We start from the raw sequence: 18,142 nt of genomic DNA, 5'->3' as shown, positions 1-18,142 counted from the left end.
GGGCATGACGAGTTCGTGGAGCGACCGTACGTCCGACGGTCTAGTACGTGTAGAACATCCGCTGGATTTCCTTCGTGTCGGTCGTCCTGGTCAGCGCCAGCATCAGCAGAATACGCGCCTTTTGAGGATTGAGCGTATCCGAGACGACGAAGTCGTGCTCGTCGTCCTTGGCCTCGCCGTTGCGCGCGACGATGCCGTTGCCGACCCGGCTGCTGCGCACGATCACGACACCCTTCTTGCGGGCCTCGTCGAGCGCCGGCTCGACCGCGGGACGAGCCAGGCTGCCGTCTCCGACGCCGGCATGCACGATCCCCTTGGCCCCGGCGGCGACAAACGCGTCGATCGCAACCCGGTTCATGTTGGCGTAGCCGTAGACGATGTCGACTTGCGGCAGGACATCGAGGCTGGAGACGTCGAATTCGGAGTCTGCCGTGTGCCGGCGCGTCGATTGACGATAGAAGTACGGCTTGTTGCCCTGCATGTAGCCGAGAAAGCCGAGTTCAGGCGTGCGGAAGGTGTCCGCCGTCGAAGTGTTGTTCTTGGTGACATCGCGGGCCGCGTTGATCTGATCGTTGAGAGCGACGAGCACGCCCTTGCCGACGGCCTCGTCACTGCCCGCGAGGATCACCGCATTGAAGAGGTTGATCGGCCCATCCGCGCTGATCGCCGTCGACGGCCGCATCGCGCCGACGACGACGACAGGTTTCTTGCTCTTGACGACGAGGTCCAGAAAATAGCTGGTTTCCTCGATCGTATCGGTCCCGTGCGTGATCACAATGCCATCGACGTCGTCCTGCGCGAGCAGCGTGTTGACGCGCTTGGCAAGCTTGAGCCAGTAGTCATTGTTCATGTTCTCGCTGGCGATCTGGAAGACCTGCTCGCCCTTGACGTTAGCCACCGTTTTCAGTTCGGGAACGGCGTTCAGGAGGGTCTCTATGCCCACGGTGGCTGCGGTGTAACCCACCACGGTGGTGCTGCTCGCCCCGCTGCCGGCGATCGTGCCGCCGGTTGCGAGCACCATGACGTTGGGCAGTCCCGGGCCCCGCGCGTTCGCGGCTTCAAGTCCGATGAGCAGAGCGAAGAGCAAGCTCATTGCCGCCATCGTGTAATCACGCACTCGAAACTGCAACATCTCGACCACCCTTTGCTGGAAGACTCGTTGGTGCGCCCCGGTTCGCTCAGCGCTGCATGTTCCGCTAGCCGAGGCACTCTGTCTAGGGTGGCGACGATTTTGCTCTGCGCGCTCGGCGCGTGCGAGAAGAGGCAAACGGTCTTTGCCTCTGTTATTCGGAAACAAAAACGTGGATGCCCGGGACAAGCCCGGGCATGACGAGTTTGTGGAACCGTTGCTCGCTAAATGAGCACCAAAGTCGCAGCGGTCAGGCGCCGACTTCGCACTTCTTCATAAAGCTGTTCTTGGCGGCGCCGGCGAGCGGCTTGCCCTCGGCGCTGACGGCCTTGGGCGCGCAGGCGTCGGCTTTGCACTTCTTCATGAACGAGGTCTTGGCGGCGCCAGCCAGGGCCTTGCCGTCCTTGCCGACGGCCTTGCTTTCGCAGGTGTCTTCCGCGAAGGCCGAACCCGCCGCAAACGTGGCAACGATCGCAGCCAGGAAAATTCGCTTCATCATGATTGTCTCCCTAAACCAGAAATGGCGCGCGGATTGGAGCCGGGAATCGTGGCGCAATCAAGCTGGATGATCGCCTGCCGCCGGGTCTTCCTGGCGATTTTCCGAGCGCGGGTGCGACGGGGCCCACCGCCTGCTGCACTGCTCGCTGACCGGGACGGGCGATCCTGCTAGCTTCGGGCGAGTTTAGCCGAAGGGAGCATCGTGATGGAGATCCTGATTGCGAACATGCCGGATGCCGATTCTGACCGGCATTCTCACCTGGTTCGGCCGCAAGACATGGAATGGCAGAAGACGCGCTTTCCCGGCTGCGAGGCCAAGACGCTGCTGTTCGATCGCAGCAGCGGTCTGATGACGGCCTTGATGCGCTTTGCGCCGGGATCGGTGCTGCCCGATCACGAGCATGTCGGCGTCGAGCAGAGTTATGTCATCGAGGGCGCTCTCGTCGACAACGAGGGGCCGGCCAAGGGGATTGCCTGCAAGGCCGGCGAATTCATCTGGCGCGAGGCGGGCAGCCGGCATGCTGCCTGGTGCCCGGAGGGCGCCCTGATCCTGGCGATCTTCCAGGTGCCGAACAAGTTCTTCGAAGCCGACGGCCGCGTCGTCGATGCCGCCGGTCAGGATTGGGACCAGACTTGGGGGCACACCGACGCGCAACGGGCGGGGAGCACCTAGCCGCTCATACGCCGCGCGCGAGAAGCGCCTTGAAGTCCGCGCGTGCGCGCTGCGCTTCGGCGCGCGCCACCTCGGAGGCGTCGCCGAGGCCGAAATAGCCGTGGATCAGGCTGGGGCCTTCATGGTGCTTTACCGGCACACCGGCGACTTCCAGCGCCCGTGCATAGGCCGTGCCCTCGTCGCGGAGGGGATCGAACCAGGCGGTGGCGACGATCGCGGGCGCGACGCCGGCAAGCGAAGTCGCGCGCAGCGGCGAAACGCGCCAGTCGGTCGCGTCCGAGGGATCGGCGAGATAATGACCGCAGAACCACTCCATCACGGCGCGGGAGAGGAAGTAGCCTTCGGCATTCTCGGCGCGCGAGGGGAAGCGTGCGTTCTCGCGCGCGTCCGCATAACTCCCAAGGACGTCGGTGACGGGATAGACCAGGAGTTGCGCGGCGAGCTTGATGCCGGCGTCGCGGCAGGCGATCGCGGTGGTGGCGGCGAGATTGCCGCCGGCGCTGTCGCCGGCGACGCCCAGGCGTTTTGCATCGCCGCCAAATTCCGCGACGCGGCCAAACACGTCGCTGACCGCGGCAAAGGCGTCCTCGACCGCGCCGGGAAAGCGCGTTTCGGGCGGGCGACGATAGTCGACGGAGACGACGACTGCGCCGGTCTCGATCGCAAGATTGCGTGCCTGCCGGTCGTGGGTCTCGAGGTCGCCCGCGACCCAGCCGCCACCATGGAAGAACACCACGGTCGGTGCGGGCGTGGTGCCGACCCGGTAGACCCGTGCATCGAGCGGTCCGGCGCCGCCTTTCACCTTGATATCCGCGACGATGTCGACCGGCGGCGGCGGTATGGCCGCGCGCGAGGCAGCCAGTGCGCGCAAGGAATCGCGGGCGCTCTGTGGCGTCATCGTCGTGTGATCGCGCATCGGCAGCAGCGGAATGATCTGGGCGATGACTGGATCGAGCGGTGCGGCCATGGAATCCTCACACGGTTCTTGGTCTTGCTTGCGGGTTAGCATAGATATTGCGCGCCGCATCGGCAACCGCTCGCATGTGGCGATGCCGGGGAATGCAATGCCGTGGGATGAACGGGCAGGGAGGTCTTGAGGTGGAATTCGAAACGCTGGTCCAGTCGCGCCGCAGCGTGCGCGGCTTCAGGAACGAGCCGGTGCCGCGCGCGGTGATCGAGGCGATCATCGACAGCGCCAAGCGTGCGCCGTCGTCGATGAACACCCAGCCCTGGCATGTCCACGTGCTCACAGGCAGTCCGCTGGAACAGCTGCGCCGACGCAACATGGAGGAAATGGTTGCCGGCGCCAAGGTCAAGCGCGACATCGTCAGCCACGGGGAGTACCAGGGCGTGCACCGGACCCGGCAAGTCGACGTCGCCAAGAAACTGTTCGGCGCGATGGGAATCGCGCGCGACGACAAGCCGATGCGCCAGGACTGGGTGCTGCGCGGCTTCCGCCAGTTCGACGCGCCGGTCTCGCTCGTCTTGACCTATGACCGCGTGCTCGATCCCGGCGCGGTCTGCCATTTCGATCTGGGCGCGCTCTGCTACGGAATCGTGCTCGCGGCCTGGGACCGCGGTCTCGGTTCTGTGATCAACGGGCAGGGCATCATGCGTTCCGACATCGTGCGCGAGGTCGCAAACATTCCGGAGGACGAGGTGATCATGACCTGCGTCGCGATGGGCTATCCCGACGACAACTTTGCCGCGAACGCCGTTCGCTCCGATCGCGAGGGCAACGACGATTTCGTGCGCTACGTCGGATTCGCCGAGTAACGGAGGCAGAGGAGATTATTCTCTCGCCGGAATTTTTTTGGTGCGGACCCCTTGGCGGCCTCTTGCAATCTCTATCGTGCAGGAGGAACAATGTACGGACTGAAAGGTTTGATGCTGGCGCGAGGGAATTGACATGCGGCGGCTCGCTAGCCTGGTTCGACGGTTCTTCGGCCCGCGAGTGCGGCGTCCGATCGATGATGATCCAAGTCTTCCTTTCACACCCGAAGAGTTCGGCCGGATGATCCGTAGCGGCCGGCACGAGGACATGAAGCTGCTGGCCGAAGGGCTCGCCTGCCGGACCGTTCCGCGCCGCACCAGACATCGCGCCGCGCACTAGACTGGGGTCGAGACGGATTGCTGCGCTCATCTCGTGAGAGCGACCTGCCTGAACGCGGTCAGCAGCGCCTTCTCCAGCTTTCCGCTCATCCCGCATAGGATCTCATAGGCCTCGCCGCGTGGCAGCGTCGGCTTGTAATGCCGATATTCGATCAGGGCCGCGAAGATGTCCGAGATCGTGAGAATCCGCACGATGTCGCCAATGCTCTCGGCCCCGAGCGCATCCGGATAGCCGCTGCCGTCGAGATATTCGTGATGATGCCGCACGGCATCGAGGATCTCCGGCGAGATATCGTCTTGGTCTTTCAGAAAATCGTAGCCCGCTGCCGGGTGAGTCTCGATCATGGCACGTTCCTCCGGATCGAGACGGCCGGGCTTGTCGAGGATGGCAAGAGGGATCCGGGCCTTGCCGATGTCGTGGAACATGGCCGCCGTATACAGGCGCTCCAGATCGGGCCTGCCGACGCCGAGGCTCAGGCCGAAGTCGATGGTGACGCCGGTGACGAGGAGACAATGCTGATAGGTCCCCTCGTGATGGCGCCGCACCGCCGTGAGCCATTCCGACAGGCCATGCTGGCTGATGCGATCGGCGATCTGGCGGCCGGCTTCTCTGGCGCCGTTGATGTCGATCGGCTGGCCTGATGTCACCGAGGTGAACATCGACGCGATCGCGGTCGCCGCGGTCTCGACTGCATTGTCCGACTGCGCCGCGTGACCTGAGGAACCAGACGCCTCTTCGGCGGGATCAGCAAGCGCTGCCAGCAGCTTGATCTTGTCGATCGTCCCGGGAAGGACGAGCGTGGCCCCGAGCGCGTAGGCCTGCGAGATACTCATGTGAGAGGCGTGCTCGACCAGGAAGATGCGCTTCGTTGCCTTCGCGAGCTTTACGGCTCGTTTCTTGATGGCCGCAATGGTGCGGACATCACGCAATTCCGCACGGATGACGATCGCGAACGGCACCTGGGACAGCTTGGCTTCCGCGTCGAGCCGTTCGCCTGCGACGGCAAACTGCTGCTCGAGAATCGAACAGATGCTCGATAATTTGTCTGAGGAATCAGCCAGCACATGCACGAACGGGCGTGCCGCTTCCTTCTCTCGGATGCCGCCGTTGCCTTTGACGGGGCGGGATATAATTCGCGCGTTCTGCACGGCTGACCTGAATTATGCTGAGTGGATGGGGCTGATGAGTCCTTGGGCCTATTTGCTCTGAGCGGCAGCGGCGGCTGCCGGTTTCCTCTTGCCGTCTACGGTGACGAAGTGCACGCCGGCCGTGGTGCCGTCGATCCAGACCAATTCGCAGCGCCGGTAGGCGAGCCCCGTCGACGACAGCAGCAGGAAGAATTCCTTGGCCCGCAGAACGTCGAGCGTGCCCTCGACTTCGATCTTCGCACCGCTTTGCGATATGTCGAGCAGAACGCAACTGCGCCGCCACGTGCCGTCGGAGCCCATCAGATTGACCGGCTGCTTGTGATCCATTTTCACGCGCTGCGCTTTGCGGCCGTCGAACTTCATCGGCTAACCCCCATCTTCGCGCCGCGATTTGCCGGATCGCTCGTGTTGGCGCTTGCGGCTATTTCCCCCCATCGCACTGTCCATTGGCTGGTGGACAGAAGCAGCGTCTCGAAGATCCGTTGCGCGCGCTCGCGCCCGGCATAGGAGAGCCTTTTCCCGCTGCGGTTGCTCAGGATGGTCAGGGTGGTCTGCCAGTTCAGCCGCGAGGCCCGGCACGCCATGACCAGCCCCTCGCAATCGTCGTCGCTCACGACATGCTCGATGATTTCGAGCGGCGCCCCTGAAAGCACCGACAGCGCCGTGAACAGGTTGGCCGTCTCGCCGCGGATCGCAAAACGGTTCACCGTGGAATCGTTGAGCTTGCCGATGCGGTTGAGGATGACGATCTCCGGCCTCGCGCTTGCATACTCGGCCCGGCAAGGCCGCTTTGGCGGAGCCGGCTCCGCTTCCGGCACCGGCGCCGCGGCGGATGGGTTGGGCGTCGCCGGTGCCTGCCGCATTGGTGGGGCGGAGAGCAGCTTGCGCACGACCAGGTCGGGCGTGCCGGGCCGGAGCGCCAGCGCCTTCGCGATCTCGCCGTCCTGGTCGGCCTTGGCAATCAGCGCTGCATAGGCTGCGTCGGAGAATTTCGTTCCCGGGTTCTTGATCAGGGCAAGGCAGATCGGGCCGCCGTGCTTGATCAACGCTTCGGTCACGGCCGGCGCGATGTCGCTGCGGGCGGCGATTGCGCGTCGATGCAACTCGCCACGGGAGTCAATGACAGCCTCGAGATCTGCCGCGGAAAGTGCGCGCGACTTGAGCAACACAGGACATGCCACGTCCGGATTATCGTGCGAGGCGAGACGCCACAATGTTTCGGGAGGCGCGATGTCAAGCTCGGCGAGCGCCGTGCTGAGCTGAACCAGTGCGCTGGTCTCGACTCGTTCCGTCAATCGCAGCAGAACACCATCGACCACGTTGCTGAGCAATTCCCGGCACTGGTCGCGGCTGCCAGTGAGCAACTGCACCATGCCGGAGAGAATGCGTGCGCAACGCTCCGCCGGGCAGGTTGCGACCGTCTCTTCCAATTCAGCAAGAACATCAGCAGGCGAATTTGCCATCATGGCAGGGGCCTGACCTAAAATTAATTTGGACTATCGAACTGCGCCTATTCCGCTCGACAGACGTTAATTTGAAATTTGGATTTTGCTCGTCTAGGTATATGTGCACCGCTGGATACACGGAAAACGCTATCGAAAATTGGCGAGATTTGATGCGCCGGCTTGTCCTTGGACTTCGCCGCTCGCCAACTGGGCAACATAGTGCGAAGTGATTCTTTCAGACTTAAGGGACACCGGAACGGGGAAGTTGGGCCGGCATCCTCGCCGGACGCGCGTTTGTTGCGACGCGAAGTTTCACATTGCCATGAACAGAACTGATGATGCGCCGACGCTGGCGCCGAAGGTATTTCGTTTCACCGACGTCGATGAATTTCGAAGTGCCATACGAGGCCTGAACTTCGAGTTCACGCCTTTCGTCCGGAGGATTTCGGCCGAGCAGACCATTCTGTCGCTGCCCGGCTGCGACGTGAATCTGACGCGGGCATTTCCGCGGGTGGTCGACGCACAACTCGTCGAGAATTGCACCGCGATCGGATTCACGATGGACGATTTGGACGTGCCGGTTCGATTCAACGGCACGCAGCGCACACGACCCGTCATCGTCATCGGCAGCAGCGGCGCGGCTTACACCACCATCGAGGAGGTGCAGCGGCAAATCGCCTCGGTGGTGTTCAGGCCGGAGGTGACAGATCGCGGCTGGCCACAAGCAGCCCTCTGCTTCAACATCTTCGAAACGACCGCCGCGGGCTTGAACCGGCTCCGCGGTGTGGTTCGGGAGGTGTTGGCAGCCGCTTCAGAGCCGGTCGATGCGCCCGACGTGCCGCTGAAGGCTGCCGCCATGAGGGAGACCCTGCTCGGCGCTGTGGACGCAATTTTCGAAAGCATCGTTCCTGCGCGATGGACCCTGCGCCCCAATGACGAGCGGAACTTCAAGGTCTTTCAGGACATCCGCGCGCTGCTTTCCGACGACCTCTCGCAGCCCATCTACAGCGACGAGATCGCGCGCACGCTCGGCCTGTCCGTTCGCACCATGCACGACGTCGTCCGCCGCTATCGCGGCATGAGCCTGCACCGCTACTTGCGCCTGCGCCGGCTGTGGCTGGTGCGCCAGCGGCTGCTCGCCGGTGCCGACAGCGTCAAGGCCGTCGCGCTGGCGTTCGGCTTCTGGCATCTCGGCGACTTCTCCAGAAGCTATCGCGACCAGTTCGGCGAGACACCGTCGCAAACGCTTGAATGCGGACGGCGAACCTAGTGCGTCAAAACGTTGAGGCCGGTCTTGATGATCCGTGCTATACTACCGGTCATGAGCAATCGCATCCTCGTCCTCTACGGTTCCTACCGTTCCGACCGCATGGGCATCCGCCTCGCGAATTTCGTCATCGATCGCCTGCGCGCCCGCGGCGACGAGGTCGTGTTCATCGACGCCAAGGCGATCGGCCTGCCGATGCTCGATCGCATGTACAAGGAATATCCCAAGGGCTCCGCACCCGAGGCGCTGGAGAAGCTGGCGGGAGAGATCCGCGGCGCCGATGGTTTCGTCTTCGTCACCGGCGAATACAATTGGGGCATTCAGCCCGGCCTGAAGAATCTCACCGACCACTTCCTCGAGGAGTGGTTCTGGCGTCCAGCCGCGATCGTGAGCTACTCGGCCGGCCGCCTGTCCGGCGCGCGTGCCTCGACCGCCTGGCATGGCACGTTGTCGGAGATGGGCATGGTGGTGGTGTCGAGCACCATCGGCGTCGGCCCGATCGCACAGACACTGTCGGAGGCGGGCGAACCGATCGGCGAGGGCGGCAAGGCGCTGGAACGCTCGTTCCCGCGTTTCGCCGACGATCTCGCATGGTGGATCGAGGCGGCCAAGGCGCAGCGGGCGCGCAAGGCGCCGCCGTACTGAGCGCCTTACGCGGCCCTGACCTCACCGAGGAAGCGATCGAACTGTCCGGCGAGATCGCGTGACTGGGTCGAGAGCTGCTCGGCCGCGCCCAGCACCTCCCGCGCGGCCGTACCGGTATCGTCGGCGGCGCGCTGCACGCCTGATATGTTGGTGTTGACCTCCTGGGTGCCGCGCGCGGCCTCCTGGACGCTGCGGGCGATCTCCTTGGTCGCCGAGCCCTGTTCCTCGATCGCGGCCGCAATCGCGTTGCCGATCTGGTCGATTTCGCCGATCACGTCGGCGACGTTACGGATCGCGGTGACGGTCTCGTCGCTCGCGGCCTGGATCGCCGAAATCTGCTCGGAGATTTCGGTGGTGGCCTTGGCGGTCTGGCCCGCCAGCGATTTCACCTCGGCAGCAACCACCGCAAAGCCGCGGCCGGCATCGCCGGCGCGGGCGGCCTCGATGGTCGCGTTCAGCGCCAGCAAATTGGTCTGCTCGGCGATGCTCTGGATCAGCGTCACGACGTCACCGATCTTCTGCGCGCCCTCGGCCAGCGCACGGGCGGTGTCGCCTGTGCGGCGGGCGTTGTCGACGGCGCGGGCCGCGATCTCGGTGGACTGGGCCACTTGACGGCCGATCTCGGAGATCGAAGAGGTCAGCTCTTCGGTGGCGCTCGCGACGGTCTGCACGTTGCTCGATGTTTGCTGTGAGGCGGCGGCGACGACCGCGGCCTGGCTGTTGGTCTGGGCCGCCGTCGAGGTCATCGACTGCGCCGTGCTTTCCATGGTGGAGGAGGCTTTCGACAATCCGCCGACGAGCTCGGTGACCTTGGCTTCGAACGCGCGGGTGATCCCGTCGAGCGCCTGGGCGCGGCGCATCTTGCCGTCGTTCTCGGCCTGCTTCTCGGCCGCAAGGCTGTCGGCCCGGATCATGTTGTCCTTGAAGACCCGGACGGCCGCGGCCATGGCACCGATTTCATCGGAACGCTCGGCGCCGGGAATCTCTTCCGCGACCTCGCCCTCGGCAAGCCGCGACATCCGCGTCGTCAGGTTGACGATCGGAGCGCAGACCCGGCGGCGGACCGTGACGATGAGGCCGGCGCTGGCGATCAGCACAGCGAGGAGGCCCGCGAGTGCGATGGTAAAGCTGGTGTGGGCCGCAGTGGAAGCACCTGCGAGAATCTGCTCGGCGTTGTCGTAAAAGGCGTCGCGGACCTCGATGATGGTGCTGAGGCCGCGCTGCGTAGCGGTGTAATAGGTGTCCATGTCGTGTTCGTACTTGCCGCTGACCGCACCCTCCTTCACCAGCTTGAGCTCGCGGCCGAACTCTTCGATGTAGATCGCGTTGAATTTCTCCAGCGCGGCGGCAACGTTCGCCGGCGTTGCGGGATTGCCGCGCAACTCCAGCAGCGACATCACGATCTGGTCGTTGCGGCCCTGCGAGCGGCTGATCTCGGCCTTCTCGGTGTCGGTCGCCGGTTTCTTGCCCCCGACGAGATTCTTGTGCAGGCTGGAGTTGAAGCCGCCGACGTCGCGCAATGTCATGGCGATGTTGGCGTAGCTGGCCTGCCGGTAGGCGTCGCCATTGAGGATCGCCATGCGGCGGACCTGCTCGTTGAGCAGCGCAGTCACGCTGGCGTTGAGCACGGCATTGTCGGCGACGATCTTCTTGGCGGCGTCCTTGCGCGCCTCCGGCGGCCCCGACATCGCCTTGTCGATGGCCTCGCGTAGCGCGGTGAACTTCGAATTGATGGCGTCGATGTTGCCGCCGGTGGTGTTGCCGTCGTCGAACGGGCCGGGCAGGTCCTTGCGCAGCGCGTTCATCGTGTCGCGGGCGGCATCGGTCTGCTTGCGCAGCTTGCCCTGCTCGGCAAGCAGCGCCGGGTCGACGGCAGGAGGGCCATAGAGGATGTTGGTGGAAAAGCCGCGCTCGGGATTGAGGTAGCGCGGGATGTCGCTGACGGCGCGGACGATCGCCAGCCGCCCCTGGGCTTCGGTGATCCGCTCCATCGTGTGGTATTTCGTCACGGCGACGTAGACGGCGAGGCCGCCGCCCACGGTCGAGAGCGAGACGATGGCGGTGGTCAGGAGCGTACCGATTTTCATGATTCTGTCCGGCAACTGGCGCGGGAAATTATTTGCACGGACAATAGGCAGGCGATGTTAATCCCGGGTTTACGCTGGTGGCTGCCGGCGGCCGCGGTCACCTGGCCTTGCGGTCGAGGGCGGCGAGGATATCGAGCGTTGCCTGATCGCGATCGCCGGAAAAGTACCGGACGAGCGCCTCGTCGAAAACGGGTTCGTCGGACACCGCGTCGAACAGCGTCATCGACGAGCGGAATTTGGCGTCATCGGGCGCGCCGAGGATGGCGTTGATGGTCCGACCCTCGATGGCAAGCACGAGGCGGGTGCATTCGATCAGGCGCGGACCGAGGATGGGGTGGGCGAGATAGGCCTTGGCCTCGGCGCGGGAGGCGATGGCGTAGCGCTGCGACATGGCGCTGAAGCCGAGGCCGGCGACCTGCGGGAAGACGAACCACATCCAGTGGCTCTGCTTTCGGCCCCGGGTCAGCTCCCCCTGGATGTCGCGGTAGGCCGGGTCCTGGGCCCGGACAAAGCGTTTGAGGTCGAAAGGATCGGTCATTGGATACCTTAGGATACCCTGGAATGGCTTGCCGGAGCCTTGCCAGACCCTTGCCGGCCGCGATTATGCCTAACTTTTGGCTCCCAATGTGGTAGCTGGTATAGAATCTTCGGGTGGGGGTGGGTCCCCCCGGGGATCGATTTTGGGGAGCTGATGGTTTCCGACCGGGCACAAGCCGAGAGGCTATTGTCGCGCCGCCGTATTGGGCGAGCCGAGGCGATATTGCTGTCTCTGGCCGCCGTCGCCCTGGCCCTGGGCGCTGCCGCCTGGGTCGCGGATATCGGCGGTTCGGGCTCGCTGGTCACCGCCGCGCTGCCGCCGGCCAATGCGCCTTCATTCGATGATCGTTTCGCTTCGGCGTCGAGCAGTCCGCCCGCCCGCGAGCTCGGCCTGCGGACGCTGGAGCGCTCCGCGGTGAGTGCGGTCCAGCTCAAATTGCGCGATGCCAAGGCGATGCTCGCCCAGAAGCTCCAGGGTGACGACTGGCGCTCGACCCTGACCGACGACGACCGGCACATGTCCGAGGAGGCGAGACTTGCGCAGCGTGCCGACGCCATCCCGATGCCGCGCTCGCGCCCGCCGCAGGCGGACTTCTCGGCCCAGATTGCTTCCAGCCAGGCTTATGCCGAGACCAACCCGAGGGTCGATAACCGCAACTTCTTCGAAAAATTCACCGACAAGATCAAGCTGGCCTCGCTGACGCCTGACAGCGGCCTGTTCGGCAAGGCGCCGGATCTCGCCGCGCTCGGTTACGATTCGCGCACCGCGGTCTATGACATCTCGGCCAAGGCGCTTTACCTGCCGAGCGGCCTCGCGCTGGAAGCGCATTCCGGCATGGGCGCGCTGATGGACGACCCGGAGCACGTCGACCAGCGCATGGTTGGCGCGACCCCGCCCGCGACCTACGACCTGAAGCCGCGCGAAAAACTGTTTCACGGCGTCCGCGCGCTGCGCTTGACGCCCACCGAGGGGACCAGCGCGCTCGGCCGCGTCGGCCTGCTCACCCACAATTACATGCTCGGGCCTCGTGGCGACTCCAACGGCTGCGTTTCGATCAAGGACTATGATCGTTTCATGAAGGCCTACGACAATGGTGAGTTCAACCGTCTGGTCGTGGTGCCCAGGCTGACCCCGTCGGCGACCGCCTCGCAGCGGGCGAGCACCGAGTCCTGATATCTGCTCCTGATATTTGCCTGCCGCGGCGGGGCTGCCGTTTTCCCTTCCTTGAGCCGTCATCGTCCAGAAGCAGCCCATGAGTGATCCGCAAAGTGAGTGATCCGCAAAGTTCCGAGACCCCGCTGCGCACGACGTTCAAGATCAAGCTGAACGGCGACACGCTGGCGATTGCGACCGTCGGCCAGGCCTATCAATTCCTCACCAATTTCAAATCGGTCGAGTGGATGGAATTCCGCTCGCTGCATGAAGACGCGGTCGCAGCGCTCGAAGGCGCCGCCGAGAACGCCATGCTCGTCGTGCAGGCGACCAACGCCGTGCGCGCGCTGTTCGTCAGCGCAAAGCTGCTCTGAGAGCAACACGGCGTAAGCCGGGGTTGCGGCGCTCCCTCCGGGCTACCGCTCACGACTTGAATTCCGCTATAGGAACTGGCAATGGCCCACGAAGATCGTTGCCTCAAGCCGATACGTTGAAACTATACTTCAGGGAGAGACCCATCATGAAACGCCGTACATTCCTCAAGGGCGGCGCGGTCGCTGGTGCGACGACGCTGGTTGCCGCACCTGCGATTGCGCAAGGCGCGCCCGAGATCAAATGGCGTCTGACCTCGAGCTTCCCGAAGTCGCTGGACACCATCTACGGCACCGCGCAGACTTTTGCGAAATATGTTGCCGAGGCCACCGACAACAAATTCCAGATTCAGACCTTTGCGGCCGGCGAGCTCGTCCCCGGCCTGCAGGCGCTGGATGCGGTCAGCACAGCCTCTGTCGACATGGCGCAGACCCCGCTCTATTTCTACATCGGCAAGGAGCCGGCGCTGGCCTATGCGACCGGCGCGCCGTTCGGCATGAACCATCGCCATCAGGAGTCCTGGTGGCACTTCGGCGGCGGCGCCGATTTGACCAACGAGGCGCTGAAGCCGTTCAAGGCGCACGCCATCCTCTGCGGCAATTCCGGCACCCAGATGGGCGGCTGGTTCCGCAAGGAGATCAAGACCGTCGACGATCTCAAGGGTCTGAAATTCCGCATCGCCGGCATGGGCGGCCATGTGCTGGCGCGCCTCGGCGTGGTCCCGCAACAGATCGCGGGCGGCGACATCTATCCGGCGCTGGAGAAGGGCACGATCGACGCAGTCGAATTCGTCGGTCCCTATGACGACGAAAAGCTCGGCTTCCAGAAGGTCGCCAAATACTACTACTTCCCCGGCTGGTGGGAAGGCGGCGCCATGCTGCACATGATCGTCAACGACGAGAAGTGGGCGTCGCTGCCGAAGCAGTACCAGGCGATCGTCAACCAGGCCGCGTCGGCCGCGGGCGCCTGGATGCTCGAGAAATACGACAGCGTCAATCCGGCGGCGCTGAAGCGGCTGATCGCCAATGGCGCGGAGCTGAAGGCGTTTCCGCAGCCGGTGCTGGAGGCCTGCTATGCCGCGACCCAGGAGCATCTGAACGAGCTCGCCACCAAGAGCGACCTGTTCAAGCGCACCAAGGAAAGCCACGACGCCTATATGAAAGAGCTGCTGTTCTACACGCAGATCGCGGAGAATTTTTACGACAATTATCTGCTCGGCAAGATGCGCAACAAGACCTGATCGCAAGAGGGGCGCGGTGCTCACGCCGCGCCCGGCTTTCGTAGCCCGGATAGAGCGCAAGCGTAATCCGGGTCTCGCACGTCAACGGCACCGCCCCGGATTGCGCTGCGCTCCATCCGGGCTACGGATTCATCAGGCGCCTTGGGCCGCGCCCAAACCCAGCTTCTCGTAAATGCGCCGCGCATAGGCGCCGAACGCGTCCGTCGTCTTGAGCGGCAGATCGCGCGGGAAGGGCAGGTCGATCGGGAAATAATCGGCCATCTTCGCCGGACCTGACGTCAGCACGGCGCAATGCGAGGACAGGAACACGGCTTCCTGAATCGAGTGCGTGATGAAGATGATGGTCTTGCCGCTCTCGCGCCAGATCCGCAGCATCTCCAGATTCATCTGCTCGCGCGTCAAGGCGTCGAGCGCGCCGAACGGCTCGTCCATCAGGATCAGTTTCGGGTCGTGAATGAAGGCGCGCGCGATCGCGGTGCGCTGCTGCATGCCGCCGGACAGCTCTCGCGGATATTTCTGCTCGTAGCCGGCAAGTCCCACCAGATTGAGCAGATCGCGCGCCCGCTCGCGCGCGGCCTTGATCGGCAGGCCGACGATCTCCGCCGGCAGCAGCACGTTGTCCAGGATGGTCCGCCATTTCAGGAGCAGCGCCTGCTGGAACACCATGCCGATGTCGCGGGTCGGATCGAACGGGCTTTTGGCATTGCCAATCTTCACCGTGCCGCCGTCGGCGCCGTGCAGGCCGGCCAAAATCTTCATCACCGTGGTCTTGCCGCATCCGGACGGGCCGACCAGCGAGACAAGCTCACCCTCCTGCACGTCCATGGTGACGTCGGACACCGCCAGGAATTCGGCGCCGCCGCTGCGATAGACCTTGCGGACGCCTTGCAGGCTGATGAAGGGGCTCGAGCTCATGCCAGCCATTTATCCAAGTTTGCGGCCACGAACGCGTCGTCGCTGAGGTCGGAATGCTCGCGGTAGACGCGCTCGATCTCGTCCTTCTGGCCGGGGCTCAGGCTCTCGTTCGGATCGAGGCACCACAGGCCCTGCATCAGGCCTTGCCGTCGCAGTATCTCGTGGCAGCCGGCGATGCAGCCGTGAAAATCGTTGGCGACGTCGAAGAAGGCGCTGTTGCAATCGGTGACGCGGGCATCGAGCGCGAGCAAATCGGCCGGGACGCTGTCCTTGTTCCGTGCCGCCTTGCAGCGCTCGAACTGTTTGATTGCGCTCGCGGTCCAGACCGACCAGTGGCCGAGCAGGCCGCCCTTGAAATAAGTGCGCGTGGTGATTCCGTTGTCGCGCAGGTCGAACGGCAGCATCAAATCGAGCAGGATGTGGTCGTCATTGCCGGTGTAGAGCGCGACGCGGTCGAGCGCGCCGGCTGCCGCGACGCCGCGCAGAACATCGAGGGTCCGGTAGCGGTTGAACGGCGCGATCTTGATCGCGATGACATTGTCGATCGAAGCAAAGCGCTGCCAGAACCGGCTAGACAGGAGCACGCCGCCCACTGCCGGCTGAAGGTAGAAGCCGACCAGCGGAATTTCGGCTGCGACCGCTGCGCAATGCGCGATGATGTCGTCTTCCGACGCGCCCTTCATCGCGGCGAGGCTGAGGAGCCCTGCGTGATAGCCGAGGTCGCGCGCGGTGCGGGCTTCAGTGGTGGCCTGCCTGGTCGGACCGGCGAGGCCCGCGACCAGCGCCAGCGGACGCTTGGTCCAGTTCGCCGCCGTCTCGGCAGCGAGCTCCAGCACGGGACGATAGAGGCCGACATCGCGGATCGCGAACTGCGTGGTGTGCACGCCGACCGCAAGGCCGCCGGAGCCGGCCTCGATGTAATATCGCGTCAGCGCGCGCTGATGCTTCTTGTCGAGCTGGCGTTCGGCGGTCAGCGCGAGGGGATGCGCCGGCAGCACGGTGCCGTCGGCGATCAGCTTACGGATTTCGCTGTTGATCTGGCTGTGGTGCATGATGTCCTATCCGAATTCAGGGCCGGCGACGGCAAACGGCATGTCTTCCCCCGCGGCAGTGGCGGGGCCGTACCGCATGCGCTGGAACGGGCGTTCGATGCTCCAGCCCGATGCGGTCAATCCGTCAGGGAACGCGGCTTGCGACGTGACGGCGTCGAGCAGCAGCGGTCCGGTTTCAGATTGCGCAATGGCATCGACCAGGGTCAGCGCGGCTGCGGTGTCGTCGGCAAACAGCGGGCCGATATGGCGCGCGGTGCGTCCGTCCCGAACCAGCGCGATGGCGCCGTTCGCGGAAACGATGCGTGAGCCGGGACGCTGAGCGAGGTTGGAGAGCAGGGCGGTTCGATCGAGGCCCGTAGCGCGCCGGTCACGCGCGCAGAGCGCGTCGAGCGTCGCGGATGAAGGTGCCTGCCCGGATGCGGACGCGGATTTCACCAGCTTGAGACGGCGCAATTGCAGGGTCGGCGTGAACCCGAGCGGCCCATAGACGGCAGCACCGTCGGGCGTCGCGTCGAGCCAGCTTGTCAGGCCGTTCCTGCGGGCGGTTTCCAGGCAGGCATCGACGAGGCGCGTTGCAAGGCCGCGGCGGCGATGGGGGCCTGACACCAGCACCATGCTGATCCAGGCGTTTTTGCTGGAGTAGGGCAGCAGGGCCGCGGTTGCCACCAGCCGTCTGCCGTCGCGGATGCCGAACACGATTCCGTCGTGCAGGAAGATGCGCCAGTCCTCCTCGGTCTGGTTCCAGCGTGCTTCCGCCGACAGCACGAGCCCGGCGATCGCATCGTCGACGCCGAGCTTGATGATGGCCGGATCGTCAGTAGCGTCCATCGCGCACCTCGTATTTGGTGGGCTTGCCGAGGCTCGGCATGGCGCGGGACACCCAATCCGCGGTCCATGCGATCAGCTGATCGGTGTCGACGACCGGCAGGCCGAACAGCTCGACTGCCTTGGACGTGTCCGTCAGCCACGCCGTCGGCTGTTCGTTTCCTGTCAGCACCGGCGCGCGGCCGAACCTCGCCCCGAATCTTGCTGCGAGGTCGCGCACCGCCAAGATCTCGTGGCCGCTGACATTGATCGACGAGGTCGGCGCCGTGCAATGCGCGAGGCAGCGCAGCGCCTGGGACGAGGCATCGCCCTGCCAGATGAAATTGACATGACCGATGCTGACGTCGATCGGCGTGCCCGTGAGCACTTTCGATGCGATGTCGTGGAGCACGCCATAGCGCATGTCGATCGCGTAGTTGAGGCGGAACAGCCGCCCGGGCGTCCCGAACTTGCGCGAAAAATACTCGAACATGCGCTCGCGGCCGACGCAGGACTGGGCGTATTCGCCGGGCGGGTTCGGCGCCATGTCCTCGCTCGAGCCTTTGCCGTCGACCGGGACGAAGGGATAGATGCAGCCGGTCGAGAACGCCACGATCCGCGATGACGGGAAGGCCTGCGCGACCAGCGCCGGCACGTGCGCATTCATCGCCCAGGTCAGCGACAGATCGCCCTCCGCGCCGAATTTGCGGCCGGCCATGAAGACGATGTTCGGCGCCTTCGGCAGCGCCTGAATCGCGGTCTCGTCCATCAGGTCGCAACTGATGGCCTCGACGCCACGCGCATGCAGCCAGTCCTTGACGCCGGCGTCGCTGAAGCGGGCGACGCCGATGACGCGGCGATCGGGCGCTGCGGCTTTGGCAAGCCCCGCCAGCGTCGGCCCCATCTTGCCGGCGACGCCGAGGACCATGATGTCGCCCTCGACCCTGGCGAGGTCGTCGATCAATGCCTGCGTCGGCCGGCACAGGAGATCGTCGAGCGCGGCGATATCGGGGATGGTCTTCGGCAGTGTCTGGCGGGTCAGGAGCATGGTTGTGGTCCTTGGT

19 protein-coding genes are annotated in these 18,142 nt (G+C 64.6%); 7 read left to right on the top strand and 12 right to left on the bottom strand.

What is annotated here, in order from left to right:
- Positions 1-40: 40 nt before the first annotated feature.
- Together AC0L21_RS00840 and AC0L21_RS00835 are read right to left on the bottom strand one after the other, a co-directional pair.
- Complete coding sequence (locus AC0L21_RS00840; protein WP_473257046.1) at positions 41-1,267, bottom strand: type II asparaginase; 1,227 nt, start codon at positions 1,265-1,267, stop codon at positions 41-43.
- A 112-nt stretch (positions 1,268-1,379) separates the two neighbouring features.
- Positions 1,380-1,628: a hypothetical protein gene (locus AC0L21_RS00835; RefSeq protein WP_035962662.1), complete on the bottom strand. Its 249-nt coding sequence runs from the start codon at positions 1,626-1,628 to the stop codon at positions 1,380-1,382.
- 204 nt (positions 1,629-1,832) lie between these two features.
- Here AC0L21_RS00835 and AC0L21_RS00830 point away from each other — a divergent pair, with 204 nt between their 5' ends.
- On the top strand, positions 1,833-2,300 hold the full coding sequence (locus AC0L21_RS00830) for a cupin domain-containing protein (RefSeq protein ID WP_473257045.1): 468 nt from the start codon (positions 1,833-1,835) through the stop codon (positions 2,298-2,300).
- Positions 2,301-2,304: 4 nt separating this feature from the next.
- On the opposite strand, the gene AC0L21_RS00825 is transcribed toward AC0L21_RS00830, so the two are convergent.
- Positions 2,305-3,267, bottom strand: coding sequence for an alpha/beta hydrolase (locus AC0L21_RS00825; protein ID WP_473257044.1), 963 nt, complete (start codon positions 3,265-3,267; stop codon positions 2,305-2,307).
- Between the two features lie 131 nt (positions 3,268-3,398).
- On the opposite strand from AC0L21_RS00825, the gene AC0L21_RS00820 reads away from it, so the two are divergent.
- A complete protein-coding gene (locus tag AC0L21_RS00820) occupies positions 3,399-4,076 on the top strand; it encodes a nitroreductase (RefSeq protein ID WP_456764590.1) in 678 nt (225 codons plus the stop codon).
- A 363-nt stretch (positions 4,077-4,439) separates the two neighbouring features.
- Here the strand turns inward: AC0L21_RS00820 and AC0L21_RS00815 are convergent, their stop codons facing one another.
- Genes AC0L21_RS00815 through AC0L21_RS00805 form a run of 3 tightly spaced genes read right to left on the bottom strand, consistent with a single transcriptional unit; the run spans position 4,440 to position 7,027 of the window.
- Positions 4,440-5,561: an HD-GYP domain-containing protein gene (locus AC0L21_RS00815; RefSeq protein ID WP_473257043.1), complete on the bottom strand. Its 1,122-nt coding sequence runs from the start codon at positions 5,559-5,561 to the stop codon at positions 4,440-4,442.
- A 48-nt stretch (positions 5,562-5,609) separates the two neighbouring features.
- The gene (locus tag AC0L21_RS00810) at positions 5,610-5,924 is read right to left on the bottom strand and encodes a PilZ domain-containing protein (protein WP_354054974.1); all 315 of its coding nucleotides are present in this window, start codon (positions 5,922-5,924) and stop codon (positions 5,610-5,612) included.
- Positions 5,921-7,027, bottom strand: coding sequence for a DUF2336 domain-containing protein (locus AC0L21_RS00805; protein WP_473257042.1), 1,107 nt, complete (start codon positions 7,025-7,027; stop codon positions 5,921-5,923). Before AC0L21_RS00805 ends, AC0L21_RS00810 begins: the two co-directional genes overlap by 4 nt.
- A 301-nt stretch (positions 7,028-7,328) precedes the next feature.
- Between AC0L21_RS00805 and AC0L21_RS00800 the strand changes: the two genes are divergently transcribed.
- Complete coding sequence (locus tag AC0L21_RS00800; RefSeq protein ID WP_473257040.1) at positions 7,329-8,276, top strand: AraC family transcriptional regulator; 948 nt, start codon at positions 7,329-7,331, stop codon at positions 8,274-8,276.
- Positions 8,277-8,327: 51 nt separating this feature from the next.
- Complete coding sequence (locus tag AC0L21_RS00795) at positions 8,328-8,918, top strand: NADPH-dependent FMN reductase (RefSeq protein WP_473257039.1); 591 nt, start codon at positions 8,328-8,330, stop codon at positions 8,916-8,918.
- Between the two features lie 5 nt (positions 8,919-8,923).
- Here the strand turns inward: AC0L21_RS00795 and AC0L21_RS00790 are convergent, their stop codons facing one another.
- Positions 8,924-11,005 carry a methyl-accepting chemotaxis protein gene (locus AC0L21_RS00790; protein WP_473257038.1) on the bottom strand — a complete coding sequence of 694 codons (2,082 nt, stop codon included), beginning with the start codon at positions 11,003-11,005 and terminating at the stop codon, positions 8,924-8,926.
- A gap of 97 nt (positions 11,006-11,102) precedes the next feature.
- The gene (locus AC0L21_RS00785) at positions 11,103-11,543 is read right to left on the bottom strand and encodes a DUF1810 domain-containing protein (protein WP_473257037.1); all 441 of its coding nucleotides are present in this window, start codon (positions 11,541-11,543) and stop codon (positions 11,103-11,105) included.
- Positions 11,544-11,765: 222 nt separating this feature from the next.
- Here AC0L21_RS00785 and AC0L21_RS00780 point away from each other — a divergent pair, with 222 nt between their 5' ends.
- The 3 genes from AC0L21_RS00780 (at position 11,766) to AC0L21_RS00770 (ending at position 14,307) form a co-directional block, all read left to right on the top strand.
- Complete coding sequence (locus AC0L21_RS00780; RefSeq protein ID WP_473257036.1) at positions 11,766-12,716, top strand: DUF2778 domain-containing protein; 951 nt, start codon at positions 11,766-11,768, stop codon at positions 12,714-12,716.
- A 95-nt stretch (positions 12,717-12,811) separates the two neighbouring features.
- Entirely contained in the window at positions 12,812-13,069 is a 258-nt protein-coding gene (locus AC0L21_RS00775; protein WP_007609546.1) for a hypothetical protein, read from the top strand.
- A 146-nt stretch (positions 13,070-13,215) separates the two neighbouring features.
- The gene (locus AC0L21_RS00770; RefSeq protein ID WP_027569765.1) at positions 13,216-14,307 is read left to right on the top strand and encodes a TRAP transporter substrate-binding protein; all 1,092 of its coding nucleotides are present in this window, start codon (positions 13,216-13,218) and stop codon (positions 14,305-14,307) included.
- 132 nt (positions 14,308-14,439) lie between these two features.
- On the opposite strand, the gene AC0L21_RS00765 is transcribed toward AC0L21_RS00770, so the two are convergent.
- The 4 genes from AC0L21_RS00765 to AC0L21_RS00750 are packed head-to-tail and all read right to left on the bottom strand — an operon-like array spanning position 14,440 to position 18,126.
- The gene (locus tag AC0L21_RS00765) at positions 14,440-15,231 is read right to left on the bottom strand and encodes an ABC transporter ATP-binding protein (RefSeq protein WP_473257035.1); all 792 of its coding nucleotides are present in this window, start codon (positions 15,229-15,231) and stop codon (positions 14,440-14,442) included.
- Positions 15,219-16,274 carry a dihydrodipicolinate synthase family protein gene (locus AC0L21_RS00760; RefSeq protein WP_473257034.1) on the bottom strand — a complete coding sequence of 352 codons (1,056 nt, stop codon included), beginning with the start codon at positions 16,272-16,274 and terminating at the stop codon, positions 15,219-15,221. The genes AC0L21_RS00765 and AC0L21_RS00760 overlap by 13 nt, the downstream gene beginning before the upstream one ends.
- Positions 16,275-16,280: 6 nt before the next feature.
- The gene (locus tag AC0L21_RS00755; RefSeq protein WP_473257033.1) at positions 16,281-17,102 is read right to left on the bottom strand and encodes a GNAT family N-acetyltransferase; all 822 of its coding nucleotides are present in this window, start codon (positions 17,100-17,102) and stop codon (positions 16,281-16,283) included.
- Positions 17,089-18,126, bottom strand: a complete 1,038-nt coding sequence (locus tag AC0L21_RS00750) for an NAD-dependent epimerase/dehydratase family protein (RefSeq protein ID WP_473257031.1) — start codon at positions 18,124-18,126, stop codon at positions 17,089-17,091. Before AC0L21_RS00750 ends, AC0L21_RS00755 begins: the two co-directional genes overlap by 14 nt.
- Positions 18,127-18,142 lie beyond the last annotated feature (16 nt).

The sequence above is a fragment of the Bradyrhizobium sp. WSM4873 genome (genome assembly GCF_055811355.1).
This window is presented reverse-complemented; position numbering and strand designations above follow the sequence as displayed.